The organism is Psychrobacter sp. 72-O-c (assembly GCF_904846605.1).
Lineage (GTDB): Bacteria > Pseudomonadota > Gammaproteobacteria > Pseudomonadales > Moraxellaceae > Psychrobacter.
The window spans coordinates 1-25,304 of sequence record NZ_CAJHBI010000016.1 but is presented as its reverse complement, the minus strand read 5'-3'; the positions used below and the strand labels follow the sequence as shown (position 1 = coordinate 25,304).

Below are 25,304 nucleotides of genomic sequence, written 5' to 3'. Positions count from 1 at the left end.
ACGTTACTACTCCTCGATGCTACCACCAGCAGCTTCGATTGCTTGCTTAGCGCCTTTAGTTACTTTTACACCTTTAAAGGTATAAGCTTTAGTAACGTCGCCTGACAAGATAATACGGGCACGCCTCATATCATGACGGATAATGTTAGCGGCTTTTAAAGTTTCAACGCTAACCACGTCGCCTTCAACTTTATTCAGTTCAGACAAACGGACTTCTGCAGTCGTCATTGCCATTTTACTGGTAAAGCCAAATTTTGGCAGACGGCGGAATAGTGGCATTTGACCACCTTCAAACCCTCTGCGAATACCAGAACCTGAACGTGATTTTTGGCCTTTTACGCCTCGACCACCAGTTTTACCAAGGCCTGAACCCATACCACGACCACGACGTTGGGCATTTTTTTTCGCCCCAACACCTGGAGATAATTCATTTAATCTGAGTCCCATTACGCTTCCTCCACTTTTACCATGTAGTTGACGCGATTTACCATACCACGAGTTGATGGAGTATCTTCAACTTCAACAGTATGATTAATACGGCGTAAACCCAATCCTTTCAAGCTCGCTTTGTGGCTCTTGAGGCGATGGGCACCTGATTTTAATTGAGTGACTTTCATTGTTTTCATCGTAACTCGCCTAGTCTAAGTTAGCCCAAAATTTCGTCTACAGATTTACCACGTTTAGCTGCCATCTTTTCTGGAGTTGACATATCACGTAAACCGTTAAACGTTGCACGTACAACGTTAGCAGTATTGGTAGAACCATAACATTTAGTCAAAACATCTTTGACACCAGCAACTTCTAACACAGCACGCATTGCGCCACCAGCAATTACGCCAGTACCTTCAGATGCAGGCTGCATGTAGACTTTGCTTGCACCATGACGTGCTTTGATCGGATGATACAAAGTTGCTTCATTAAGCTCAACCGTAATCATATTACGTTTAGCAGCTTCTAAAGCTTTTTGAATAGCAGCTGGCACTTCACGTGCTTTACCGCGACCAAAACCAACACGGCCATTACCATCTCCCACTACGGTTAACGCAGTGAAAGAGAAAATACGACCACCCTTCACCACTTTCGCAACGCGATCAACGGTAACAAGGCGTTCTACTAGACCGTCTGTTTGGTCATTTTTATCATTTTTATCATTTCTAGCCATGATTAAAACTCCAATCCATTTCCGCGAGCTGCTTCAGCTAAAGCTTTAACTCGACCATGATATTTAAAACCACTACGGTCAAAGGCAACTTTAGTGATACCAGCTGCTTTTGCGCGTTCTGCGATCATTTGGCCTACAGACGTCGCTGCATCAACGTTACCAGTCGCACCTGAGCGCAAACTGCCGTCTAAGGTAGATGCCTGAGCAATCACTTCACCACCGTTCGGAGAGATAATCTGGGCATAGATGTGCTTTGGCGTGCGATTAACCGTTAGACGATGAGCGCCTAAAAAACGGATATGCGCGCGGGTTTTCTTAGCTCGACGCAGACGAGCTGCTTTTTTATCAAACATTTCAACTCACCTTATTTTTTCTTAGCTTCTTTGCGAACCACACGTTCGTCGCTATAACGAATACCTTTGCCTTTATAAGGCTCTGGTGGACGGAAACTACGGATATTAGCCGCTGCTTGACCAAGCTGCTGCTTATTGTTTGATTTTAAAACAATTTCAGTTTGCGTAGGAGTTTCAGCTGACACACCTTCAGGTAGCGTATATTCTACTGGATGTGAATAACCAACGTTTAGGGTTACTTTATTACCAGTAGCTTGAGCGCGATAACCAACACCAATTAATTGAAGACGTTTTTCAAAGCCTTCGGTCACGCCTAAAACATAGTTGTTTAATAGAGCGCGGATGGTGCCAGTGTGCATCATGGCTTCTTTTGAATCGACTGTAGGTGAGAGAGTAACAACATCATCTTCCTGTTTCAGCTCGACCAATTCATGCAGGCGTAAAGACAAATTACCGTTCTTGCCTTTCACTTCGACCTGCCGATCGTTCAAAGTAACGCTTACGCCGTTAGGCAGCGTTACTGGGGCTTTAGCCACACGAGACATAGGAGTATTCCTTAAAAAAATTAACAACTTCTGTTAGCAATAAATAATAGCGAAAAAACTAACAGGCTAAAAAGCCTGCTAGTTTAGCATAATTGTCCCCATTAAACACCAACCAATCTTATAAAATTGCAAGGCGTTCATATAATCATGAGCTTATGATGATCTTAAAGAAAGTCTTCATAAACTTAATAGGGTACAAATAGACTTATCGTCACATTGCCTTAAGCAACGAATGCAACGATTTCACCACCGATGCCAGCAGCGCGAGCAGCACGATCGCTCATGATACCTCGGCTGGTAGATACGATAGCAACACCCATACCTTGCTTAACAGTAGGGATAGCGTCTTTGCCGCGATGCTGGCGTAAACCAGGACGACTAAAGCGCTGGATAGTTTCGATGACAGCTTTGCCTTCGAAATACTTTAATTCGATAGATAGCGTTGCTTTGTTGTTGTCTTCTGCAGTAACAACAGCATTAGCTACGTAACCTTCGCTAACTAATAGGTCAGCGATTGATTTACGTAGTTTTGAGCTCGGCATAGCTACGGATACTTTATTGGCCATTTGTGCGTTACGAATACGGGTTAGCATATCCCCAACGGTATCTTGCATACTCATGTAGTTACTCCTTACCAGCTTGCTTTACGAACACCAGGTACATCACCTTGCATGACTCGCTCACGCAGCATATTGCGTGATAAGCCAAACTTACGGAAGTAACCATGAGGACGACCTGTGATAGCACAACGATTGCGCAGACGGACTGGCGATGAATTACGTGGTAGAGCTTGTAGCTCTAGCATCGCTTCCATACGCTGTTCATCACTTGCATTCATATCACCGATGGTTTCTTTTAGCTTGATACGCTTATCAGCATATTTAGCTACCATTTTTTCGCGCTTTAATTCGCGGTTAATCATGCTCTTTTTTGCCATAACGTCTTTACCTTATTTAAATGGGAAGCCGAATGCTTTAAGTAACGCACGACCTTCATCATCAGTAGCAGCTGACGTAGTGATAGTCACATCCATACCACGGATACGATCAATCCTGTCAAAGTTTACTTCTGGGAATACGATTTGTTCTTTGATACCCAATGAGTAGTTGCCACGTCCATCAAATGCTTTAGGTGAAAAACCGCGGAAGTCACGAACACGAGGAATTGCAATGGCAATGAGACGATCTAAAAATTCGTACATTTGCTCACCGCGTAGCGTTACTTTGCAACCAATTGGCCATTCTTCACGGATTTTAAAACCAGCAATTGATTTACGCGCTTTGGTGACTACAGGTTTCTGACCGGCAATTGCGGTCATATCAGCTACTGCACCTTCAAGCAATTTCTTGTCTTGAGACGCGCCGCCTACACCCATGTTAAGTGTGATTTTAGTGATTTTAGGCACTTGCATCACATTGTCTAAACCAAGCACTTCTTTGATTTGCTGCTTTAGTTCATCATTATATAAAGATTTTAATCTTGCCATTACCATTACACCCTTAGTGTCTTACGCAGTCGCCACTACTTCACCATTTGAACGATAAACGCGCTGTTTTTTGCCGTCTTCGTTAAATTGGTAAGCAATACGGTCTGCTTTTTGGGTTTGCGCATTTAAGATTGCGACGTTTGAGATATGTAGAAAAGCTTCTTGCTTAAGAATGCCGCCTTCAACGCCAGTCGCCTGATTTGGCTTCTGATGTTTAGTGACAATATTAATGCCTTCAATTTTAATACGATCGTTTTTTACGATTTGAACAGTACCTTGCTTGCCTTTGTCTTTACCAGCAATAACAATAACTGTATCGCCTTTTCGTAATTTAGCCATGGATTACCTCACAATACTTCTGGTGCTAGGGATACAATTTTCATAAACTGATCACCACGTAGTTCACGAGTTACCGGTCCAAAAATACGAGTTGCAATCGGCGCTTTATTTTGGTTCAACAATACCGCAGCATTGTCGTCAAAACGTAGCACTGAACCATCAGGGCGACGAACGCCTTTTTTGGTACGTACAACTACCGCATTCATCACGTCGCCTTTTTTAACACGACCGCGAGGAATGGCTTCTTTAACCGTTACTTTAATGATGTCGCCGACCGATGCATAACGACGATGAGAGCCACCCAGTACTTTAATGCACTGAACTCGCCTTGCACCGCTATTGTCTGCAACTTCCAGCATTGACTCAACCTGAATCATAGCGTTACTCCACACGTATGAGCAATAAAAGCCAGTTGCTGCCGCTAGCACACTATGAGTAGACGGCATTTTAATATAAATAACCGCACCTTACTCTTAATGTCAGTGATATACGCTCGGCGCAATCAGCATCCTTAAAAAGGCGGCTATTTTAACAGCTTCTGGCTTTTAATGCAATTTACTTAGATTTTTTCTACTTTTTCAATCACATCTACTAAAGTCCAAGACTTAGTTTTTGAGATTGGACGCGTTTCTTTGATTTGGACAAGGTCGCCTTGTTGGCAAACGTTGTTCTCATCATGGGCTTTAATTTTAGTCGAACGACGAAGCTGCTTGCCATACAAAGGATGACGAACCAGACGCTCAATCAAAACCGTGATGGACTTGTCCATCTTGTCGCTAACAACTCGCCCTGTTAATACGCTAGCATTGGTTGGGATGGCTTGATCGTTATCGCTCATGAGTTGCCTCGCTGTTTCTCGTTAATCAAAGTCTGAAGCTGAGCAATCGTACGACGATTGCCACGAACTTCATGGGTATTCCCCAACTGACCCGTTGCTTTAGCCATACGAATACGGAAAGCATCAAGCTGCTTTTCATCAAGTAACTGAGTCAGTTCTTCTAATGATTTATCACGTAATTCACTGATCTTCATTACATTATCGTCCGCTTAACAATGGTAGTTTTAAAGGGCAGTTTCGCTGCAGCAAGCGTAAAAGCTTCACGAGCAAGCTCTTCTGAAACCCCTTCGAGTTCATATAGTATTTTACCAGGTTTGACTTCGCATACCCAATATTCTACAGGACCTTTACCTTTACCCATACGTACTTCTAATGGTTTATTAGTAATAGGCTTGTCTGGAAAGACACGAATCCAAATCTTACCACCACGCTTAATTTTACGAGTGATGGTACGGCGTGCCGCTTCGATTTGACGAGCTGTCATACGACCGCGAGTCAAAGATTTTAGACCAATTTGTCCGAATGCAACGGTGCTTCCACGATGAGCTAGCCCAGTGTTACGACCTTTATGCATTTTGCGAAACTTGGTACGTTTTGGCTGTAACATAGTTTAACCTCTGTCTGTGTTTCGACGGTTTCCACCACGACCACGGCGTTTTGGCGCACGAGGCTTCTCTTCGTTGACGGGATTATATACACTGTTCATACCGTCAAGGATTTCGCCGCGGAAAATCCAAACTTTTACACCGATGGTGCCGTAAGTGGTTTCCGCACGTACTGACGAGTAGTCAATATCGGCGCGTAGCGTATGCAATGGCACACGACCTTCACGATACCATTCAGTACGAGCAATCTCAGCACCGCCGAGACGGCCAGACAGCTCAACTTTAATACCTTTGGCACCAGAACGCATGCTGTTTTGCACGGCGCGCTTCATCGCACGACGGAACATAACACGACGCTCAAGCTGGCTACCAATACCGTCTGCTACCAGACGAGCATCAAGGTCAGGTGACGTGATTTCTTCAATATTGACCTGAGCAGGTACGCCCATAATTTTGGTCAATTCTTTTTGAAGTCTTTCTATATCTTCGCCTTTTTTACCGATAACAATACCAGGGCGCGCAGTGGCGATGGTAATCTTAGCAGCACCAGTAGGACGCTCGATCATGATGTTACTGATCATAGCCTTATCTAGTTTTTTGCGTAGATATTCACGAACTTGTATGTCGTTGATTAGGTATTCTGAGTATTGTTTAGGGCTAGCATACCAGTTTGCGTTATGCTTTTTTACAACACCAAGACGAATTCCGATTGGATGTACTTTTTGACCCATAACTTATTCTCCTACCTTTATAGTGATGTGACAGGTACGTTTACTGATACGATCAGCACGACCTTTAGCACGTGGTAGGATACGCTTTAGCGTAATGCCTTCATCAACGTAGATAGTGCCGACTTTTAGGTCGTCAATGTCTAAGCCGTGATTATGTTCGGCATTGGCGATGGCTGAGTTAAGACATTTCTTAACAAATACAGCGCCTTTTTTGTTGCTATACGTTAGGATATCCAAAGCACGTTCGATAGATTTGCCACGAACTTCATCAGCAACGAGTCTAACTTTTTGTGCCGAAATGGCGGCACCGCGTAATTTTGCAGTTACTTCCATGGTAAGCACCTTATTTCTTAGCTTTTCTGTCAATGCCATGACCACGATACGTACGAGTCGGGGCAAATTCACCTAGTTTATGACCAACCATCTGTTCGCTCACAATAACCGGTACATGAGTACGGCCGTTGTGAACAGACATAGTTAGGCCAACCATTTGTGGCAGAATCATCGAGCGGCGCGACCAAGTTTTAATTGGCTTGCGTGAGTTGTTTTCTATTGCATTCTCAACTTTAGCAAACAAGTGCGCGTCTATGAATGGACCTTTTTTCAATGAACGAGGCATGAAATTCTTCCTTTATTTCTTCTTGGCGCGACGGATGATCATACTGTCAGTACGCTTATTATGACGCGTTTTAAGTCCTTTAGACTTCTGACCCCAAGGGCTGGTTGGATGGCGACCTTTGTTACGACCTTCACCACCACCATGTGGGTGATCAACAGGGTTCATCGCCACACCGCGAACGGAAGGACGAATACCGCGCCAACGTGAAGCACCAGCTTTACCAAGTGATTTCAAGTTGTTTTCAGTGTTAGAGACTTCACCAATAACGGCACGACAGTTAACGTGAACACGACGTGTTTCACCTGAACGCATACGAAGAATCGCATAAATACCGTCACGACCTAGTAGCTGAACGCTTGTACCCGCTGAACGAGCCATCTGTGCGCCTTTACCGATTTTAAGCTCGATATTATGGATCACAGTACCCAAAGGGATATTTTTAAGCGGTAAACAGTTACCTGGACGAATTGGAGACGTTTCACCTGAATATACTGTATCACCAGCAGCTAGCTTTTTAGGAGCGATAATGTAACGACGCTCACCATCAGCATACTTAAGTAAGGCGATATGTGCAGTACGGTTGGGATCGTATTCAATACGCTCTACCGTTGCTGGAATATTGTCTTTGGTACGTTTGAAGTCGATAATACGATAATGTTGCTTATGACCGCCGCCAATGTGACGAGTGGTAATACGACCATTATTGTTACGACCACCTGACTTACTTTTTGATTCTAGAAGTGCTGCAAACGGACGACCTTTGTAAAGGTGTGGATGCACTACTTTTTCAACAAAACGACGGCCTGGTGATGTTGGCTTTGCTTTTACGATAGGCATGAGTGGTATCCTTATTCGTTGTTAGCTGTTTCACTAGTAGAGGCAGCAGTATTCGCTACGTCCTCACCAGCATCAGCCATTTGTACATCGTGACCAGCTTTTAGGGTAACATAGGCTTTTTTATAATCGTTACGACGACCTATACTTTTACCAAAACGCTTTGTCTTACCTTTAACATTCAAAGTGTTTACTTTAGTGACTTCAACACCTTCGAACATTAACTCAACTGCTTTTTTGACTTCCAGCTTAGTAGCATTAGAGTCAATCTTGAACACCTGCACGCCAAATGAGTCGCCAAGCATTTGAGATTTTTCTGAGAATACAGGTCCTCTTAAGACCTGATAAAGTCTTGCGTTATTCATGCTAGTGCTTCCTCAAATTGTTTCGCAGCTTCGACTGTCATGATCACTTTATCATAAGCGATCAAGCTCACTGGGTCCACTTCGTTTGTACCTAGTACATTGACGTTTGGAATATTGCGAGCTGCTAAGTACAAGTTTTCGTCGACGTCTTTTGTGACGATCAATGCACGAGATGCATTCAACTCATTTAACTTTGCAATCAGCTCTTTGGTCTTAGGCCCAGAAACGCTCAGCTCTTCAACCAAAATTAAACGCTCTTGACGTATTAATTCGGCTAGGATGCACTGCATAGCACCGCGATACATTTTGCGGTTAACTTTCTGTGACCAATCTTGTGGTTTCGCAGCAAATGTACGACCACCACCACGCCAGATTGGGCTACGAATAGAGCCTGCACGAGCGCGACCAGTACCTTTTTGGCGCCATGGCTTAATGCCACCGCCAGAAACTTCGGCACGGGTTTTTTGTGCACGTGTACCTTGACGAGCACCAGCAAGATATGCGGTGACGACTTGATGCACTAATGCTTCGTTGAATTCACGACCAAAGGCCGTATCAGAAAGCTCAACCGCCGCACCTGTAACTGTTTTTAAATCCACGTTAATCCCCTTGCTTAGGCTTTGACTGACGGACGTACGATGACATCGCCACCGGTGGCACCTGGGATAGCACCCTTGATGACAAGTAATCCTTTTTCGGCATCAACCGAAACCACTTCTAGGCCTTGAACGGTAACACGCTTGTTACCCATTTGACCTGGCATCTTCTTACCTTTAAATACTTTACCTGGTGACTGGTTTTGACCAGTTGAACCAATGGCACGGTGAGAGACTGAGTTACCATGAGTAGCATCTTGCATGCTAAAGTTGTGACGCTTTACGCCGCCTTGAAAGCCTTTACCTTTACTATTTCCTGTGACATCAACCATTTGACCTTCTTCAAATAGGTCAGCTTGGATCTCACCACCAATTTCACGACCTTCAAGATCGCTTTCATTGACACGAAATTCCCAAACACCACGACCAGCTTTAACGCCAGCTTTCGCGAAGTGACCTTTTTGAGCGGCTGTTACGCGGCTGTCACGACGAGTACCTGTGGTAATTTGAATGGCTTGATAGCCATCTATATCAGTATTTTTTACTTGAGTGATGCGGTTTGCATCGATCTCAACCACTGTTACAGGGATAGAATCACCTGTTGCAGTGAAGACACGGGTCATGCCGCATTTTTTACCGACTAAACCAATCGCCATTTTAAACCTCTTTATATCTTCTATTAATGGATTGGGCGTTTAATGTGCATTAACCCAAAGCAATTTGAACGTCAACGCCCGCCGCTAAGTCTAGCTTCATTAACGCGTCCACAGTTTTGTCAGTAGGCTGAACAATATCAACCATGCGCTTGTGAGTACGGATTTCGTACTGGTCACGAGCATCTTTATTGACGTGTGGCGAGGTTAGAACGTTGAAGCGCTCAATGCGAGTCGGCAACGGTACAGGACCACAAACTTGCGCACCGGTGCGCTTTGCAGTATCAACGATCTCTTGTGCAGATTGATCAATCAGACGATGATCAAAAGACTTGAGACGGATACGGATTCTCTGGTTAGCCATGCCAGCAAGCTCCTAATATGTGCCTTGATCATTCTTGCGTTGCAAGTGGATGAGCAAAAGCCGTTTGGTTAAAGATTCACTCCGAGCGGTTCACTGTTCTTAATCAGAATCTATTCTTTTATAGAATTAGTAATACGCTAAAAGCAAAATAGTTTAAAGCCCCGCCGACCTTCCCATTTATTGGGAGTCAGCAAAGGCATAATGAAATAGTGCTAGAAACGATGCTCTAGCTGTCATGGCGCCAGCTGTTTGATTGGCCGCGCGCATATAAATCAGTGGTATATATTATACAGAGTATTTCCTTGATTGCAAGGGTATTGTTAGGGACCTTTGAAAGCTTTCGCCAAACAAGAACTATGTGCTCTTATTTTACTGCTAATATTTATATTTAATTGGTACTTACTTCATACTATCGGGCCCTATTAAATAGAAGCATAAAACACAGACCGTCTGGTCCATTTCTATATAAAAATCAATCTAGCACAATATCGTATTGTTCTTGGGTGTAGAGATTCTCTACATCAAAAGTGATTACCCGACCTAATAGATATTCAAGGTCAGCAACCGTATCCGCCTCTGTGGTCAATAACAGATCTATGACGGCAGCATGAGCGACTACCGTAAATTTCTTCGGTGAGTTATAAGTACGAGCACAGCGCATAATTTCGCGGAATATCTCAAAGCAGACGGTCTCGGCAGTTTTCACAAAACCGCGACCTTGACAGGTTGAGCACGGTTCGCACAATTGCTGCCCTAGCGACTCGCGAGTACGTTTGCGAGTCATCTCAACCAAACCTAGCTCACTAACTTGAGTAATATTGCTTTTGGCATAATCCTGCGTTAACTGAGATTGTAAGCTCTCGAGTACATCGTCTTTATGCTGTTGCTCCAGCATATCGATAAAATCTAAGATAATAATGCCGCCTAGATTACGTAGGCGCAGCTGCCGAGCAATAGCATGAGTGGCTTCTAAGTTGGTTTTATAAACAGTATCTTCTAAGGAACGGCCGCCGACGAAAGAGCCGGTATTGACATCAATAGTAGTCATAGCTTCGGTTTGATCGATAATCAGATAGCCACCAGACTTTAGATCGACGCGACGTTTTAGTGCATCCCGCAAGTCTTCTTCAACGCGGTGCACATCAAACAACGCCTGCTCAGCAGTATAGTGGATGATACGGTCGTAAACAAAAGGCACGAACTCTTTGGCAAAAGTCCTGACTTGTTCATAAATTTGTTCATTATCGATAATGACCTTCCCGGTCTCTTCATGTACTAAGTCACGAATAGACCGTAATGGTAAGGACAGCTCTTGATAAATTAGCTCTGAGCTTTGATGATGGTTCATCTCTTTTTGGCGCGCGCAAATAGTGCGCCAAAGTTGTAACAAGTAGTAGATATCTTCCTCTAACTTATCTACTGGTACACGCTCAGCAGCAGTGCGAGCAATCAGACCACCTTGCAGATTAACGGTTTGCATCAGGCTATTAAGTTCAGTCTTTAGACGCGTGCGCTCCTCTTCACCATCAATACGTTGAGAGATACCGATATGAGCACTAGAAGGCAAATAAACCAAATAGCGCGAAGGCAAAGAGACGTTAGTGGTCAGACGTGCGCCTTTACTGCCTAATTGGTCTTTAGTCACTTGCACCAAGATACGTTGACTCTCGTGCAAGCGATGTTGAATCAAGGTTTTACTGGCGACCGGTATAGTTTCAGTGTTTTGGGCGCTAACTACGGGCGGCGTGACTGCCAAATTATCAGCAGACGTTGCTATAGCCTCTGCATCGGTAGGGGCGATTGAATCTTCATCAGATTTAGCCTTAGCTTTCACTGCTGGACGAGGTTCTCGCTGCATATCATTAACATGCAAAAACGCCGTCCGTGACTGACCAATATCGACAAAGGCAGCTTGCATTCCTGGCAGGACGCGTACCACTGTGCCCAAATAAATATTGCCGACTAAGCCCAGCTTATGATGGCGCTCAATATAAATCTCGCCCAGCACACCATTATCTAAGACTGCTACGCGGGATTCCATTGGACTGACATTGATCAGCAGCTCTTCAGACATAGGGTTTCTTCTCTTATCTCTCAATTTTCTTATTAGGAGTTAATAGTTATTTAGCCTTACAGTGTAGCAAATGCGACTCGACCTTGCCCATTACCCTAGCGTATCAATATGTGCAGACAACCATATAAACCTACCTAATTTATGGGTACTTCATTGGCTTCATTAATTAACGCCAGCGTTTGCGCCAGTGGCAGCCCTACCACATTCGTATAACTACCATTAATACGGGTGACCCATGCAGCAGCCAACCCTTGAATAGCATAACCACCCGCTTTGTCAGCAGGCTCCCCGCTATTCCAATATCCCGCCATCATATCTGACGTTAATGGCACAAAAGTCACTTCAGTGCGCTCAATAATTTGTTGCTGCCACAATGTTTTAAACATATTAGTATTATTTGTAGGGGTTAGCATTACTAGCGTGGCTTGGACGGCGGTCCATATTTGATGGGTATTATCAGACATCTGCTGCCACATACTGTACGCATGATTACGATCTGTAGGTTTGATCAACACCGTCCGACCATCCGGTAATACGCCGATGGTATCAGCGGTTAGAATTATAAATGGCTTGTTAGGAGGGATAGAAAGTGTAGATAACTCAGTTTTGTCACTTTCCAAATCGGTATTAAGCTGCTCAATAGCTGAATTGGCTTTGGTGGCGATCATACGTTCAATATAGTCTTTTGGTGGCTCGGCATCATACGGCGTTTCATCGACATCAACACTCATGACCCTAAAATTTTGCTGTGCGATTGCTAGCAGCTCGCGACGACGCGGCGAACCAGAAGCTAAAATGATATCCATCGCTATTCTCTTATATTGATACGTTTATTATAGGGGTACGTTTTGTAGAGTTTGTCATGGCAGATACTTTAACGACTAGTAACACACTTACGATCCCTAAGATACCTATTAAGGTAGCCATTTAAGCCAATCATTATTAAAGTAGCAATTATTGAAGTAGCAATAAAAATCATCAGTGGACAAATTTGTGTAAGGCCAATAGCACTAAAGGCCAGCTTATGATGCTCATTAATAAGGATAGGCCAGATTGTGCCACAAATATATTTTGAGTAATCAGCTGTAATATCCATAGGATCAGCTGAAACACCACTAATCCTAGCGTTGCTATTAGCCAAGCGCTAGCCGTGTTTAATTCTCTGATATATATGCTAGTTATTTTGATAATTAACGCGACCACCACGGCAGCAAAGGCCTGCTGACCCAATCGCGTGTCCATAAGTAAGTCTGCAATAAGACCAATGGTAAAAGCGGTAAAGATACCCACATAGCGCGGCTGAAACAGCAACCAAAAAATCAGCACCATGATCAGTGCCATCGGGCGCAGGGTTGCCATATTTGGACTTAGTGGATAAACATTGAGCGATGAGGCAACCACAAAGCTTAGGATAATCGCGATCAACAACAGGCCAGTTGCGTGCTCAGAGTTGGGATGCGCCATAGATGCTTGCCTTAACGAGTATATAGCGGCTACTACTTTAACGTTTATTTAGCGATGAGTAGGATAAGGGGTGGCTGATAAAGTTACTGCTGATAAAGTCTCAGTGAACAGCTCATTGAATCGGTACGGGCGCTACGGCATCACTATCAGTACTAGTCAGATCAGTATTCATATCAGTATTAATATTGCTATTCGTCTTACCAGTGAAGGCTAATGATGACGGCTTACTCCCAGCGTCTACCCTCTTGTCTTGTAAAATTAATACGTAGGCATTATCAACAAAATTAGCAGCAGGCGTGACTTTAATGCTTCTAAAATTATCCGCTTGAGTTTCTTCATTGTCTTTGATTTGAGCGATACGCCCAACCTGATAGCCTGCTGGAATACGACCACCCATACCTGAGGAAATCAATTCATCACCAACCCGCACATCTGAGGTTTTAAACACATAGTTAAGACGCAGTGACGTAGGTATCCCTTCGCCGGTGGCAATAGCGCGTTGACCCGTACGCTTAACGGTTACTGCAACCGACTGTTGCTTGTCAGTAATCAATAATAAGCGACTGGTATTAGGATAAACATTGATAATTTGCCCCAAGATACCATCTTCATCGATAACCGTTTGCCCGACTTGTACCCCATCTTGCGCACCTTTATTAAGCACGACGATTTGCTTGAGCAGATTGGTATCGGTACCAATAACTTGGGCCAAATTAAGCTCAAATTGCTCAGGCTTGGTAGTCGATAAAATACCTTGCAAGCGCGCATTTTGTGCCAAGATATAATCTTGTTGCTGTAGCTTGGCTTGTGCGTGAATCAATTGCGATTTTAATTGTACATTTTCGCGGCGTAGCGCTTCTTTTGATTGCGCGCTACCACTTACCCAATGCTCAGCATAGCTCGGTAATAAAGACAGCTCATAAATAGGCTGCATGGCTGCATGACTGGTGTTGCGAATGGGATTAAACCATTCTGGATTTTTGCTGTCAAACCACATCAATATCAGTGCCGCTATTAATACAATAGCAGTCTTATGAAGTGATAACGGCTGGCGGGCGAAAATACTTGTAGTCATAAGGGTTCTAATTTAGGGGTCTAATTTGATCCATCTCCAGCGCTGGGGTTAAAATATCAAACGTTGGCAGCATTAACCAACAAAGCTTATGATTACCATTTGTTAATGCTATAAAAGGCAGCCTCATAGGCCACCTTTAACACTGTCTCTGTCAATACTGGCTTTAATTCAGCCAAATTAAGTCAATAAACATTGCTTATTTTGAAACTAGCAATCAAAAATGCTTACACAAAAATCATATTTAGACTTTTGTTATTGATAAAGTCCAGCGCTATACCGCCGCCACGACTGACGCAAGTGAGTGGATCTTCAGCGACAGTCACTGGCAAACCAGTCTCTTTTGAGATCAGCTTGTCTAGGTCTCGTAGCAATGCGCCGCCACCAGTCAAAACAATACCGCGCTCAGCAATATCAGATGATAACTCAGGTGGGGTCTCCTCAAGCGCCGCTTTTACGGCACTAACAATGCCACTTAATGGGTCACTCAGCGCTTTTTGAATCTCTTCTGATCTAACAGTAAAGGTCTTGGGAACGCCTTCAGCCATACTACGGCCACGGACTTCAACTTCTAGCTCGCTATCTTCGTTGAGCGCAGAGCCGACTTCTTTTTTGATGCGCTCAGCAGTAGTTTCCCCAATCACACAACCATGGGTACGACGGACATGAGTGATAATCGCTTCATCAAACATGTCACCACCGATACGAATTGACTCTGCATAGACACAGCCTGACAGTGCGATAACAGCAATCTCTGTCGTGCCACCGCCAATATCAACGACCATTGAACCACTGGCCTCGTGAACGGGCATGCCCGCCCCAATTGCTGCTGCCATTGGCTCTTCTAATAGCAGAACTTTGCTCGCGCCTGCTGAGGATACGGCTTCACGAATGGCTTTACGCTCAACCAAGGTCGATTTACAAGGCACACAAACCACCACATTAGGCTGTGCCATAAAGCGTTTGGCTTTTACTTTGCCAATAAAATGCTTGAGCATCTTTTGCGTCACTTCAAAGTCAGCAATCACGCCGTCTTTTAAGGGACGAATAGCCGTAATATTGGAAGGGGTACGACCAAGCATCTGCTTGGCATCAATACCAACAGCGGCAACCGTAGGGTTTTGTGTGCGATTACTTCGTAGAGCGACCACAGTAGGCTCGTCAAGCACCACGCCTTTATTAGGAATAAAAATTAAGGTGTTAGCAGTACCAAGGTCGATTGCGATATTATTTGATAAAAATCCAAATAGGTTCATGACTAATATATCCAGCGTCTTACAAATAAGGCGAATGAGATGACTGAGGCGTTACTCATCAATGTTGAGTAGGTCGTCGTTGGGCATTAACTGTGGCTTGATTTTAGCATCACAACAGTTAAAGCTAAAAGATAATAATGAAATGATGAAAATTGGGCTAAATTATACCGATTTAGCACAAAAAAAACATAGCTATTTACATCATTAAGCCAGTAACTTGGACTTATATGAGAGAAATTGTTACAAATTTTGAAATAGCGTTAAATACTATTTGAATCAATAAACAACAATGCTCTACATTGGTATGGTTTTTTGCTCAGCAGCGTGCGCTTACTGTAACGTATTTTGTGACTTAATGGGTAAGCGATTGATAATAAATCAATAACTGCTCCGTCATTATGGCAAAGTCGCCAATCCTGACTAAGATTGTGCTGCAATCAAGCGTCATCCTCTGTAAACTTGATTAAGATGCTTTATAATAAGTGACTAATTATGATAATCAGTCACTGATTGTCAGTTTAGCTCCTATTAGTAGACGTAAAATTAGACGTGAAATCATTTAGACGTATAGACGTAGAATTATCGCCTCAACAAGAATAGCGCTCATCAAGTAGACCGCAATAACGATTTATATTGTTCATAAAAAATTCTGTACCTCATTAATAAGACAAGCTCAAAACCCTAATTGTATTTACTATTAAATCTATAAGCGTGTTTTATCAGTAGCGATAGGCGCTTATTTTAACAAACACTGTCATTCACTGGAGAAACAATGTCAAATATGTCCCAGCAACCGTCAACGACTGAAAGCAGCGTCAGCCGCCACGAAATCCTAGAAGTTGCCAACCTAGCGCGGTTGGGTGTTGATGAAGATACGGCCGATAGCTATGCCAATGACATCAGCAAGGTTTTAAAATTAATGAGTACCTTAGCTGCTGTGGATACCACAGATTTGACGCCTTTAGCCAACATTCACGAAGCTTGCCAAGACTTGCGCGCTGATGTTGCCAAGCACGATATCAATCGCGAACGCAATCAATCGATCGCGCCAGCCGTTGAGCAAGGCTTATATCTGGTACCACAAGTCATTGAATAGCCTTTTGTTAGTTATCTTGTTGCTTAATAGCTTTCTATTCAATAGATTTTTATTAAAAGCTTCGACTGGCAAGCCGATTTAATTTAGCCCCATTTTATTTTACGCAGTTAACATTTTGACGGACGACCCCTTATGTCTGAACTTCATCTCTTAAGTACCCAGCAGTTGGTTACGGGCTTGCAAGACAAACAATTTAGCAGTCTTGAGCTAACCGAACATTTTATTAAGCGTATTGACGCTTTAGATAGCAAGATTAATAGCTTTATTACTCATACCTCTGATACCGCACGCGCACAAGCACAAGCGGCAGACGAGATGCGCGCACAAGGCGATCAGCGTCCGCTACTTGGCGTTCCTATGGCACACAAAGATATCTTTTGTACTCAAGGAGTTCTGACCACTTGTGGCTCAAAAATGCTGCATAATTTTGTTTCACCTTATGACGCTACTATCGTGACCAATATTGCTAAAGCCGGCATGATTAGCCTTGGCAAACTCAATATGGATGAGTTCGCGATGGGCTCGGACAATAGCAGCTCTTATTATGGCACAGTGCAAAATCCGTGGAATCTTGAGCGCGTCCCTGGCGGCTCATCAGGTGGTAGCGCATCAGCCATCGCAGCAGGATTTGTACCAGTAGCAACGGGTAGTGATACTGGCGGCTCTATTCGTCAACCCGCATCCTTTTGTGGTTTGACAGGTATTAAGCCCACTTATGGTCGAGTATCGCGTTTTGGTATGATTGCCTACGCCTCAAGTTTGGATCAAGCCGGCAGCTTAGGTCGCAGCGCCAAAGATTGCGCTTATCTATTACAGCCTATGGTCGGTCATGACCCACGCGATGCCACTTCTATCAAACATGATATGCCTGACTATGTGCAAGATATCAATGATGCCGAAGCGCAAGCAGGCGATAAGCCATTCGCTGGTCTGCGTATTGGTGTGGCGAAAGAATACTTCGGTGCGGGTCTTGATGCTGAAGTCGATAAATTAACACGCGCAGCATTACAGAAGTATGAGGAACTTGGTGCGACGATTGTCGAAGTAAATATCACTGACCCCGAAATCACTCTTGCTACTTACTATATGCTAGCACCTGCTGAAGCTTCTTCTAACCTTTCGCGCTTCGATGGCGTGCGTTTCGGTTATCGCTGTGAAAATCCAAAAGACTTGATCGACTTATACACGCGCTCACGCTCTGAAGGCTTTGGCCCTGAAGTCCAGCGCCGTATCTTGATGGGGACTTATGCCTTATCAGCTGGGTATTTTGATGCTTATTATATCAAAGCCCAAAAGGTGCGCCGCTTAATCATCAAAGACTTCGATGATGCCTTTGCCAATTGTGACGTGATTGCCAGTCCAACGGCACCAACAGCCGCTTATAAGCTTAGCGAAAATTTAGACCCTGCCACGATGTATCTGGGCGACGTTTATACCATTGGAGTCAACCTTGCTGGTTTGCCTGCACTGAGTCAACCAGTTGGCTTAACCTCTGAGGGTCTGCCCGTTGGTTTACAGTTGATCGGACAGCATTGGCAAGAGAGCCAGTTGCTTACCACCGCGCATCTGTTCCAGCAGCATACTGATCATCACCTGCAACACTCTGCCATCGCTAAGGAGACGGTATAATGAACTCAACAACTGATAACAGCACCGTCCATCAAGACACCGTCCGTAAAGAGGCTTTGCGTTCAGAGCTATTGGTCGACGGCTATGAAGTGGTCATCGGTATTGAGATTCACTGTCAGCTCAATACCGACAGTAAGATCTTTTCCAGCGCTCCGACTGACTTCGGCCATGAGCCGAATACCCAAGCCAGTATCGTTGACTTAGGCCTGCCCGGTGTCTTGCCTGTCCTCAATAGTGGCGTTGTAGAACGCGCACTAAAATTCGGTATCGGTGTCGATGCCGAGCTGGGTTTATTTAATACCTTTGACCGTAAAAACTACTTCTATCCTGACTTGCCTAAAGGCTATCAAATCACGCAAATGGCCAACCCTATCGTTGGCCGTGGTCATATCGATGTGGTGGTCAATGAAGGTGAGAACAACGAATATCCTAAGCGTATGGGTATCACTCGCGCTCATTTAGAAGAAGATGCAGGTAAGTCGGTACACGATGCCGTTGATGGTATGACGGGCGTCGACCTTAACCGTGCCGGCACGCCGCTGATTGAGATTGTCTCTGAGCCTGATATGAGCTCAGCGTTTGAAGCGCTAGCCTATATTAAAGCTATTCATCAATTGGTCACTTGGCTTGGTATCTCAGATGCCATCATGGCAGAAGGCTCATTCCGCTGTGATTGTAACGTCTCAGTGCGTAAGCCTGGCGCCGCTTTAGGTACGCGTACTGAGCTCAAGAACCTGAACTCATTCCGTAGTATTGAACGTGCAATCAACCGTGAAATCGAACGTCAAATTGATATAGTCGAAGAAGGCGGTCAAGTCGTGCAAGCGACGATGCTTTATGATCCTGATAAAGACGAAACCCGCGTTATGCGTACTAAAGAAGACGCTAATGACTATCGTTATTTCCCTGACCCTGACTTGCTGCCTGTGCGCATTGAGCAGCATACGGTTGATACGATTAGAGCCGCCATGCCTGAGCTACCGGTTGCTCGCCGCGCACGGTTAGAGAATGAGCTTGAACTATCAGAATATGATGCTCGTATCTTGACAGACAGCCGTCAGCTTGCGGATTATTTTGAAGCTGTGGTTGATGAGGTCGGTCAAAAGCACGCTAAGATTGCCGCCAACTGGGTCATGGGTGAGTTGCTAGGCGCACTGAATAAAGACGATAAAGACATCACCACTACCCCTATCAGCGCCATACAATTGGCTGGTATGCTTAAACGTATCTTCGATGACACGCTATCAGGGAAGCTGGCCAAAAAAGCCTTTAGCGCGTTATATGAACGCGAATTTGGCGATGCCGAGGATGCCGCTGATCAAATCATTGAAGCCAAAGGTCTTAAGCAAGAAACCGATACTGGCGCGATTAAAGCCATCGTTGAAGAGGTCATTGCTAAGAATCAAGCGATGGTTGAAGAGTATCGCGGTGGTAAGGAAAAAGCCTTTAACGGTCTGGTCGGGCAAGTGATGAAAGCCAGTCGTGGCAGCGCCAATCCACAACAGGTCAACCAAGTCCTAAAAGAGTTATTGGGCTAAGGTTAATGGGTAGTAGACTGGACTGATTATTGTCAGTAAAATCTATTTGCAAATTCGAGAAATAATTAACCCTTGCAATATATAATATTTTGCGTAAAATAGTCAGTCATTCGGGGCGTAGCGCAGTCTGGTAGCGCACTACACTGGGGGTGTAGGGGTCGCAGGTTCAAATCCTGCCGTTCCGACCAAATTTAAAGAGTCAGTCATTGTTCTCAATGGCTGGCTTTTTTTTGCGTTAAATTTGGTGGGTTTAGATGTGGTAATGTAGGATATGTAAGATAAACTTAATCGACTATTAGAACAAAAATTAAGACTAAGCAATGCTAGGGTTAGACATCTGAACGCTAACTATTTTATATATCTTTAAGCTGATACCTACTATAGCTAGACTTTTCTCAAGTGAGTCGTTAGGGTAAATCCTCTACGACTCACTTTGGTTCAACCTATGTCCGAGCCTACCTTTCAGCCCTCTCCTACTCTCGTAAGTAATGTACTGTGGGAGGAATATCAACGTCCTTACGTGCGTGATTTGGCTTACGTACTGGCCTGCCCCAATGTCTTAACTGAGTGGCTAGATTTTGCTCCCCATCAGAATAACCCAACGATTGCGGTTCATAGCCCGAATTTTTGGCAAACACAATTTGAAGCCTATCGCGAACGTTTAAATGAACTTGATACTACCAATGCCTATCAAGAGCTGACCCGCTATTTGCTGGCTAGGCCAAGTCCCAATCGTTTGGGCTTTCACTTTGAAGGGTTATTGTCATTTTGGTTGGAAGATGGTTTTGTGCGTAAGTTGCATCCGTATGAAATGCTGGCGAGTAACGTCCAGTTGTTCTGCGGTAAGCAAACCTCTGGTGAATTGGATTTAATTTTATACAATCATCGGGAGGGAATAACCGAGCATTGGGAATTAGCCATTAAGTTTTTTATGGGCTCAGCGCCATTTGCACCCGTCAATTGGGTCGGTATCAATTCCAATGATAACTTACAACGCAAGATAACTCACATGCAAACCAAGCAGTTTCGCACCGTGTGGGTGGACACCAAAGATCATGGGCGAGTTAAAATTGATAAGCGTTATGGAGTAATTAAAGGACGGTTTTTTTTGCCAACGACAGTAGCTGACTTTAATTATCCTGATTGGCTTGAGCCTAGCTTTCCTATGCATCGCTGGCTAGCTGTCCCTGATAACCAAAATTCTAATATTACGCCGGAAGCTCCTAATCAGGATAAAAATAAAATTGAAGACCCAACTAAAGACCCAGTAAGCAACATTGAAACCATGACAGAACCCTTTACCGATAATACAAATATACGTCGCGCTCATTATATTGAGTGGTTTACCCAGCGCAGTTTTTATAATAAAAACAAGAATATTATTAAAGTGCCATCTAATTTAGCGACTTTGCCGCGAGGACTATACTTTATCCAAATGTCTGGTCAAGAAAGCTATGAGCCCCTCGTCATTTTGCACACTGATGTTAATGTTAACGCTAGCCAAAATATTTTGCTTGATTAAGTCAGATAATCTTACCTAGTAAGTCTCAATAACCTGCATCAGCTCATACCTAAGCATGTCAGCACTAGGCATGCGCTCAGCGTGAAAGCGCACGATTGGAATACCGGCACTAGCAAGGGCTTTGTCTTTTTTATCATCCGCTTTTTGGCGAGATTTACTACTGTGTGTCCAGTCATCAAGCTCAATGGCAATCAAGGTGGTCTGCGCATCGAGATCGACAATTACATAATCTACGCTTTGGCGGCAGATGCGATTAAACCAAAAACTACGCTCAGAGGTCTCATCACTATTGGCCTCGATAATACGTGACAGCTGAACTTGGACAAAAATATGATATTCCGGTAGGGCGTTTTTCAATTTGTGAAAAAATATTACTTCGGTATCGGTCATGATAGGCATGAGCGCAAAGGGCCAAATAGCCAGCTCATCACCACGAACGGGTTTCGGGTCAGGCTCAGAGGTTTTAGAAGCTGGCTGACGCTTTGCAGTTAGTTTGGGTAAGGCAATCAAACCTAAAAACCCAACAGCCAAGATTAAAAATATAATGCCAAATGACATAGTTTTACCTTATACAATATTAGAGCGACTAAACATCTCTTATGACTAAATTGCAGTCATCAAATAGCCAGTCACGACACAGCAACCCTTTTAGGCTGACATGTCATACAGAAAGAAATAGAGAAAAATGGCGCTTATCTTATATAAGCTTGCCATAATCGGCAACCTATAAACCACAAAACACGACATTAAATGTCGTGTTTTAAAAATAGCACTCTTGCCACTACAGCAGCCCTAACGCCAGTAAAGCACCCAAGCACTACTGGTATCAACCTTAGAGTCGCTATTAATCTTATCTTTTAACGCTAACGCAGCAACTTTACCGCGCTCAGGGCCAACGATGACTCTTACGCCGCGGCTGGTCGCGCTAGTCTTAACCTTATAACCCGCTGATTTAAACTTTTTTGCCATTTCATCCGCAGCGGCCTGATTGTTAGCCAAGGCAACTTGCACCCCAAAGCTGCCTTTAGCATCGGTTTCTTTGACTTCTTTACGTGCCTCACGTAGTTTTTCTTGGGCATCACGCTTGTCTTCACGTGCTTGCTGGGCATTCGCCGCGTCACGCTCTAGACGTTGAACCTGCTTGCGAGAGGGAATGGTCAACGCCTGCCCAACCTGCAGAGAGGTAGTAGACGCAATATTATTAGCTTGTGCTAGCGCCTCAACAGGCATGTTATATTGTCGCGCGAGCTTTATCAGACCATCACCGCTTTTGACGGTATAATCTGTTGGCGATTTAGGCGGTTCTGATTTAGTGGCTTCTAGTTTAGACGCTTCAATGGCCGCCTTTTCTTCAGCTTGCTTCTTTTGCTTGGCTGTTGCTTGCGCTTCAGCCTGTCTCTTAGCGTCCGCTTGTTCTTTAGCCTCAGCCTGTTTTTTGCTCTCTGCTAATTTTTTGGCTTCGGCTTGTTTTTTAAGCTCTGCTTGCCTTTTGACTTCTTTTTGCTGAGCCAGTGCTTGTGCCTCTTCTTGTGTGTCGCTCTTATCACTGTCATTTGGGCTCACATTGGTAGCCGTATTATCAGTGCTAGATTTCACTTGCGACCCATCATTAGTATTTTGTGCCGCTTCCGGACTGTCACTATCGCCGCCAGTTGAGGTACTGTTTTCCACATACTGCTGGTTTTCAGCACGTGCTTTGGCTAGAGCTTGCGCCTCGGCAGTCTCTTGCTCGATCAAAAACTGCTGCGCGCGTTTTTCTTGCTCTGCCACGCGGGCGGCACGTTCCTTTTGTTTTTGTGCCAAAATACGTTTTTCAGTCTCAATATCTATAGTCAACGGCTGCGACGATGCCTGCTCAGTACGCGGTTTATCTACCATAGCCGGTGTTGGCTCTGGATCATTCCCAGCACCGATTTGCTGCACCATGGCGTATAACATCACGCTGCCACCTATAATCATCCCAATGCCCAATAAGGCTTGTCTCGAAAAATTCATCCGTTTACGTCTCTTAGTTGGTAATAAGGCTGATTGGTCGGCGCAATGGCATTTGCCAGCCACCCGTTATCGCGATCAGTTGTCAAAGGTTGTGCCATTTTTACAATTATGCGGTTTTTATAAAAGTGCTTTGATTATAAAGCATATTTTTAATGCTGTCTGCTATCGCGCTGTTGCGAACATTAACGTTTAATCGTCTCTCCTTTAAGACAAATTATTGTCTCTCAAGTGATGCAAGCGCTTCACCAATGGTATGAAAAGAACCGCAAACTACGATTAAGTCTTGCGGCTGACTGGCGCTTATCACCGCGTATGTTGCCTCTGATAAACCGCTAAATTCATGGATATGAGCCTTATCAACATAACCGGACAAGATCTTCTGTAATTGCTCAGTGCTAGCCGCACGGGGATAGTCGATTTCTGCGACAAACCAGTCACTAATTGGTAAGTTAGCTTCAGTTAAACGCTGCACGACCTTATCAATAGCTTTATCTCCTAACATTGAGAATAACATTTTAATAGTCGCAGGTGCTGTGCTTGGTTGACTGTTTGATTCTCGGTTTAATTGCCGGTTTGATTGAATGACAAGATGCTCTTGCCACAATGGCAATAACTGCGCTAATAAAAACTCAACCCCTTGTTCATTATGCGCCACATCAAACAACCAATGCCGATCTTTAATCTCACGATAATCGAAGCGCCCTGCTAGCTTTACCGTCTGTAACGCTTGCTCAGTAGCGGAAATACTTACATTGAGTGAACTTGCCAGCACTGCTGATAGCGCATTGGCTGTATTCATCAGTGACAGTGCTGGGCGCGGTAGCTGTAGCGTGACGGCTGCATTGCTATACTGCCACGTTTGCACGTCAAGCATGCGGTAGCTGAAGTCTTTCTGCGCTTGATAACAGGTGACCTTATGGGTATTGATAAGCTGCTGTACACTGTTAGGCATCTCAGTAGCGCCATAAATTAAAGTCATATCATCACGTAAGATACCCGCCTTTTCAGCGCCAATATCCTCGACATTGTCACCCAGCCAATCGACATGATCGATACTGATATTAGTAATCACTGCCATATCAGGGTCAATAATATTAACCACATCTAAGCGACCGCCTAGCCCCACTTCTAACACCCAAACATCACAGTCAGCTTCAGAGAATATGAGTAGCGCTGCCAGAGTGGTCATCTCAAAAAACGACAATGTTAACTCGCATTGTAGTCGAGCCGCTTCTACTTTAGTAAACGCTGCAATCAAAGTCTGGTCACTAACCATCTCGCCATTAATACGTACACGCTCATTAAAACGACTTAGATGCGGTGATTGATATAGCGCTGTCTTATAACCTGCCGCTTGACATATTTCACTAATAACGGCTGTAGTCGACCCTTTACCATTGGTGCCTGCCACGGTGAATACATAAGCATCATCTTTGGCCGACTGCACTACTCCTAAATACTCTGCGACTGGTAGTACTCGTGATAGCCCCATGTCTATAGCAGACACATGTATCTGCTGCATATAGTCCAGCCATTCGGTTAGGCTGGCTTCGCTATTAGGACTATCAGGATTAGACGTTAAAGATGCAGACATGGACGAAAACCTATGTTAAGGACTATGCTAGAAGACTCATTAAGAATATTGGAAATAGAAGAATAACTCAGTGTATATCAACCCTGCTTAAAACCAAAATAAAAAGCTGGAAACTCAAGACACAGAATTAAGAGCGAAAACTAAAATAAAAATTCCAAACAGCGACTCAAACCGATCATCAAGGCCTAGATTACAACCTATAGTCAAAGAACCTAACAACTATCACAGATAAAGAACCATAAGAAGAACAACGTATCAATACAATCTAAACGCCACTCTTTACGCTTTTGTTTAATCCATGCCCATGTCTGCTCGATAGGGTTTAAGTCAGGGCTATAGGGTGGCAACCATAGAATATCATGGCCTGCTTCTTCAATAGCTTGCTGTATATCCTGTCTTTTATGGAAAGTGGCATTGTCCATAACGATGACGCTGTTGCTAGGTAATTGTGGTAATAAGAGCTGTACTACCCAGCTATGAAAGATACCACTGTCAATACTGCTGTCATATAAACCAACAGCAAAGAGCTGATTGTTATGTATCGCGCCTATGGCATTGGTCTGATTTTTTAGTT

The 25,304-nt window shown here is 44.1% G+C and carries 34 protein-coding genes and 1 tRNA gene; 5 read left to right on the top strand and 30 right to left on the bottom strand.

What is annotated here, in order from left to right:
- Positions 1–6: 6 nt before the first annotated feature.
- The 26 genes from rplO to JMX97_RS07420 form a co-directional block, all read right to left on the bottom strand.
- Positions 7–447: a 50S ribosomal protein L15 gene (gene rplO / locus JMX97_RS07545; RefSeq protein WP_201556530.1), complete on the bottom strand. Its 441-nt coding sequence runs from the start codon at positions 445–447 to the stop codon at positions 7–9.
- Positions 447–626 carry a 50S ribosomal protein L30 gene (gene rpmD / locus JMX97_RS07540; RefSeq protein WP_201556529.1) on the bottom strand — a complete coding sequence of 60 codons (180 nt, stop codon included), beginning with the start codon at positions 624–626 and terminating at the stop codon, positions 447–449. The genes rplO and rpmD overlap by 1 nt, the downstream gene beginning before the upstream one ends.
- 20 nt (positions 627–646) lie before the next feature.
- Positions 647–1,162, bottom strand: coding sequence for a 30S ribosomal protein S5 (gene rpsE, locus JMX97_RS07535; protein WP_201556528.1), 516 nt, complete (start codon positions 1,160–1,162; stop codon positions 647–649).
- 2 nt (positions 1,163–1,164) lie between these two features.
- Entirely contained in the window at positions 1,165–1,515 is a 351-nt protein-coding gene (gene rplR, locus JMX97_RS07530; RefSeq protein WP_201556527.1) for a 50S ribosomal protein L18, read from the bottom strand.
- A gap of 11 nt (positions 1,516–1,526) precedes the next feature.
- A complete protein-coding gene (gene rplF, locus JMX97_RS07525) occupies positions 1,527–2,060 on the bottom strand; it encodes a 50S ribosomal protein L6 (RefSeq protein ID WP_201556526.1) in 534 nt (177 codons plus the stop codon).
- 221 nt (positions 2,061–2,281) lie between these two features.
- Positions 2,282–2,680 carry a 30S ribosomal protein S8 gene (rpsH, locus tag JMX97_RS07520; RefSeq protein WP_201556525.1) on the bottom strand — a complete coding sequence of 133 codons (399 nt, stop codon included), beginning with the start codon at positions 2,678–2,680 and terminating at the stop codon, positions 2,282–2,284.
- Between the two features lie 11 nt (positions 2,681–2,691).
- Positions 2,692–2,997, bottom strand: coding sequence for a 30S ribosomal protein S14 (gene rpsN / locus JMX97_RS07515; RefSeq protein WP_201556524.1), 306 nt, complete (start codon positions 2,995–2,997; stop codon positions 2,692–2,694).
- 12 nt (positions 2,998–3,009) lie between these two features.
- Complete coding sequence (gene rplE, locus JMX97_RS07510) at positions 3,010–3,546, bottom strand: 50S ribosomal protein L5 (RefSeq protein WP_201556523.1); 537 nt, start codon at positions 3,544–3,546, stop codon at positions 3,010–3,012.
- 21 nt (positions 3,547–3,567) lie between these two features.
- Positions 3,568–3,885 (bottom strand): 50S ribosomal protein L24, encoded by a 318-nt coding sequence (gene rplX, locus JMX97_RS07505; RefSeq protein WP_201556522.1) that lies wholly within the window; start codon positions 3,883–3,885, stop codon positions 3,568–3,570.
- Between the two features lie 8 nt (positions 3,886–3,893).
- Positions 3,894–4,262, bottom strand: coding sequence for a 50S ribosomal protein L14 (gene rplN / locus JMX97_RS07500; protein ID WP_010196702.1), 369 nt, complete (start codon positions 4,260–4,262; stop codon positions 3,894–3,896).
- 182 nt (positions 4,263–4,444) lie between these two features.
- Complete coding sequence (gene rpsQ, locus JMX97_RS07495; protein ID WP_201556521.1) at positions 4,445–4,723, bottom strand: 30S ribosomal protein S17; 279 nt, start codon at positions 4,721–4,723, stop codon at positions 4,445–4,447.
- Positions 4,720–4,917 (bottom strand): 50S ribosomal protein L29, encoded by a 198-nt coding sequence (rpmC, locus tag JMX97_RS07490; protein WP_201556520.1) that lies wholly within the window; start codon positions 4,915–4,917, stop codon positions 4,720–4,722. The genes rpsQ and rpmC overlap by 4 nt, the downstream gene beginning before the upstream one ends.
- Positions 4,917–5,330, bottom strand: coding sequence for a 50S ribosomal protein L16 (gene rplP / locus JMX97_RS07485; protein WP_201556519.1), 414 nt, complete (start codon positions 5,328–5,330; stop codon positions 4,917–4,919). The genes rpmC and rplP overlap by 1 nt, the downstream gene beginning before the upstream one ends.
- Positions 5,331–5,333: 3 nt before the next feature.
- Positions 5,334–6,059, bottom strand: a complete 726-nt coding sequence (gene rpsC / locus JMX97_RS07480; RefSeq protein ID WP_201556518.1) for a 30S ribosomal protein S3 — start codon at positions 6,057–6,059, stop codon at positions 5,334–5,336.
- Between the two features lie 3 nt (positions 6,060–6,062).
- Positions 6,063–6,392 (bottom strand): 50S ribosomal protein L22, encoded by a 330-nt coding sequence (gene rplV / locus JMX97_RS07475; RefSeq protein WP_201556517.1) that lies wholly within the window; start codon positions 6,390–6,392, stop codon positions 6,063–6,065.
- Positions 6,393–6,402: 10 nt separating this feature from the next.
- Positions 6,403–6,678: a 30S ribosomal protein S19 gene (gene rpsS, locus JMX97_RS07470; RefSeq protein ID WP_201556516.1), complete on the bottom strand. Its 276-nt coding sequence runs from the start codon at positions 6,676–6,678 to the stop codon at positions 6,403–6,405.
- A gap of 12 nt (positions 6,679–6,690) precedes the next feature.
- Positions 6,691–7,515 carry a 50S ribosomal protein L2 gene (rplB, locus tag JMX97_RS07465; protein WP_201556515.1) on the bottom strand — a complete coding sequence of 275 codons (825 nt, stop codon included), beginning with the start codon at positions 7,513–7,515 and terminating at the stop codon, positions 6,691–6,693.
- An 11-nt stretch (positions 7,516–7,526) separates the two neighbouring features.
- A complete protein-coding gene (rplW, locus tag JMX97_RS07460) occupies positions 7,527–7,877 on the bottom strand; it encodes a 50S ribosomal protein L23 (protein WP_201556514.1) in 351 nt (116 codons plus the stop codon).
- Positions 7,874–8,476, bottom strand: coding sequence for a 50S ribosomal protein L4 (gene rplD / locus JMX97_RS07455; protein ID WP_201556513.1), 603 nt, complete (start codon positions 8,474–8,476; stop codon positions 7,874–7,876). Before rplD ends, rplW begins: the two co-directional genes overlap by 4 nt.
- Before the next feature lie 14 nt (positions 8,477–8,490).
- Entirely contained in the window at positions 8,491–9,129 is a 639-nt protein-coding gene (gene rplC, locus JMX97_RS07450) for a 50S ribosomal protein L3 (protein WP_201556512.1), read from the bottom strand.
- A 49-nt stretch (positions 9,130–9,178) separates the two neighbouring features.
- Positions 9,179–9,490 carry a 30S ribosomal protein S10 gene (gene rpsJ, locus JMX97_RS07445; RefSeq protein WP_010196670.1) on the bottom strand — a complete coding sequence of 104 codons (312 nt, stop codon included), beginning with the start codon at positions 9,488–9,490 and terminating at the stop codon, positions 9,179–9,181.
- Between the two features lie 472 nt (positions 9,491–9,962).
- Positions 9,963–11,564: an Rne/Rng family ribonuclease gene (locus tag JMX97_RS07440; RefSeq protein WP_201556511.1), complete on the bottom strand. Its 1,602-nt coding sequence runs from the start codon at positions 11,562–11,564 to the stop codon at positions 9,963–9,965.
- Between the two features lie 134 nt (positions 11,565–11,698).
- Positions 11,699–12,370 (bottom strand): Maf family protein, encoded by a 672-nt coding sequence (locus JMX97_RS07435; protein ID WP_201556510.1) that lies wholly within the window; start codon positions 12,368–12,370, stop codon positions 11,699–11,701.
- A gap of 172 nt (positions 12,371–12,542) precedes the next feature.
- Positions 12,543–13,028, bottom strand: a complete 486-nt coding sequence (gene mreD, locus JMX97_RS07430; protein ID WP_201556509.1) for a rod shape-determining protein MreD — start codon at positions 13,026–13,028, stop codon at positions 12,543–12,545.
- Between the two features lie 112 nt (positions 13,029–13,140).
- Positions 13,141–14,103, bottom strand: coding sequence for a rod shape-determining protein MreC (gene mreC / locus JMX97_RS07425; RefSeq protein WP_227671509.1), 963 nt, complete (start codon positions 14,101–14,103; stop codon positions 13,141–13,143).
- A gap of 224 nt (positions 14,104–14,327) precedes the next feature.
- Complete coding sequence (locus JMX97_RS07420) at positions 14,328–15,356, bottom strand: rod shape-determining protein (RefSeq protein WP_227671510.1); 1,029 nt, start codon at positions 15,354–15,356, stop codon at positions 14,328–14,330.
- A gap of 781 nt (positions 15,357–16,137) precedes the next feature.
- Between JMX97_RS07420 and gatC the strand changes: the two genes are divergently transcribed.
- The 5 genes from gatC to JMX97_RS07395 all read left to right on the top strand — a co-directional run bounded on the left by gatC (position 16,138) and on the right by JMX97_RS07395 (position 21,141).
- Positions 16,138–16,452 carry an Asp-tRNA(Asn)/Glu-tRNA(Gln) amidotransferase subunit GatC gene (gene gatC / locus JMX97_RS07415; RefSeq protein ID WP_201556572.1) on the top strand — a complete coding sequence of 105 codons (315 nt, stop codon included), beginning with the start codon at positions 16,138–16,140 and terminating at the stop codon, positions 16,450–16,452.
- Between the two features lie 132 nt (positions 16,453–16,584).
- Positions 16,585–18,081: an Asp-tRNA(Asn)/Glu-tRNA(Gln) amidotransferase subunit GatA gene (gene gatA, locus JMX97_RS07410; RefSeq protein WP_201556508.1), complete on the top strand. Its 1,497-nt coding sequence runs from the start codon at positions 16,585–16,587 to the stop codon at positions 18,079–18,081.
- Positions 18,081–19,619: an Asp-tRNA(Asn)/Glu-tRNA(Gln) amidotransferase subunit GatB gene (gene gatB, locus JMX97_RS07405; RefSeq protein ID WP_201556507.1), complete on the top strand. Its 1,539-nt coding sequence runs from the start codon at positions 18,081–18,083 to the stop codon at positions 19,617–19,619. The genes gatA and gatB overlap by 1 nt, the downstream gene beginning before the upstream one ends.
- A gap of 111 nt (positions 19,620–19,730) precedes the next feature.
- Positions 19,731–19,807: transfer RNA gene (locus tag JMX97_RS07400), tRNA-Pro, on the top strand.
- 257 nt (positions 19,808–20,064) lie between these two features.
- A complete protein-coding gene (locus JMX97_RS07395; RefSeq protein ID WP_227671511.1) occupies positions 20,065–21,141 on the top strand; it encodes a DUF1853 family protein in 1,077 nt (358 codons plus the stop codon).
- Positions 21,142–21,156: 15 nt separating this feature from the next.
- Here JMX97_RS07395 and JMX97_RS07390 read toward each other — a convergent pair whose 3' ends face one another.
- The 4 genes from JMX97_RS07390 to JMX97_RS07375 all read right to left on the bottom strand — a co-directional run.
- Positions 21,157–21,699 (bottom strand): DUF2726 domain-containing protein, encoded by a 543-nt coding sequence (locus tag JMX97_RS07390; RefSeq protein ID WP_201556506.1) that lies wholly within the window; start codon positions 21,697–21,699, stop codon positions 21,157–21,159.
- Positions 21,700–21,933: 234 nt separating this feature from the next.
- On the bottom strand, positions 21,934–23,136 hold the full coding sequence (locus tag JMX97_RS13960) for a LysM peptidoglycan-binding domain-containing protein (RefSeq protein ID WP_201556505.1): 1,203 nt from the start codon (positions 23,134–23,136) through the stop codon (positions 21,934–21,936).
- Positions 23,137–23,350: 214 nt separating this feature from the next.
- Positions 23,351–24,730, bottom strand: coding sequence for a bifunctional folylpolyglutamate synthase/dihydrofolate synthase (locus tag JMX97_RS07380; RefSeq protein WP_201556504.1), 1,380 nt, complete (start codon positions 24,728–24,730; stop codon positions 23,351–23,353).
- A 212-nt stretch (positions 24,731–24,942) separates the two neighbouring features.
- Positions 24,943–25,304: transposase (locus tag JMX97_RS07375; RefSeq protein WP_201556503.1), on the bottom strand; the 362-nt coding region annotated here is incomplete at its 5' end.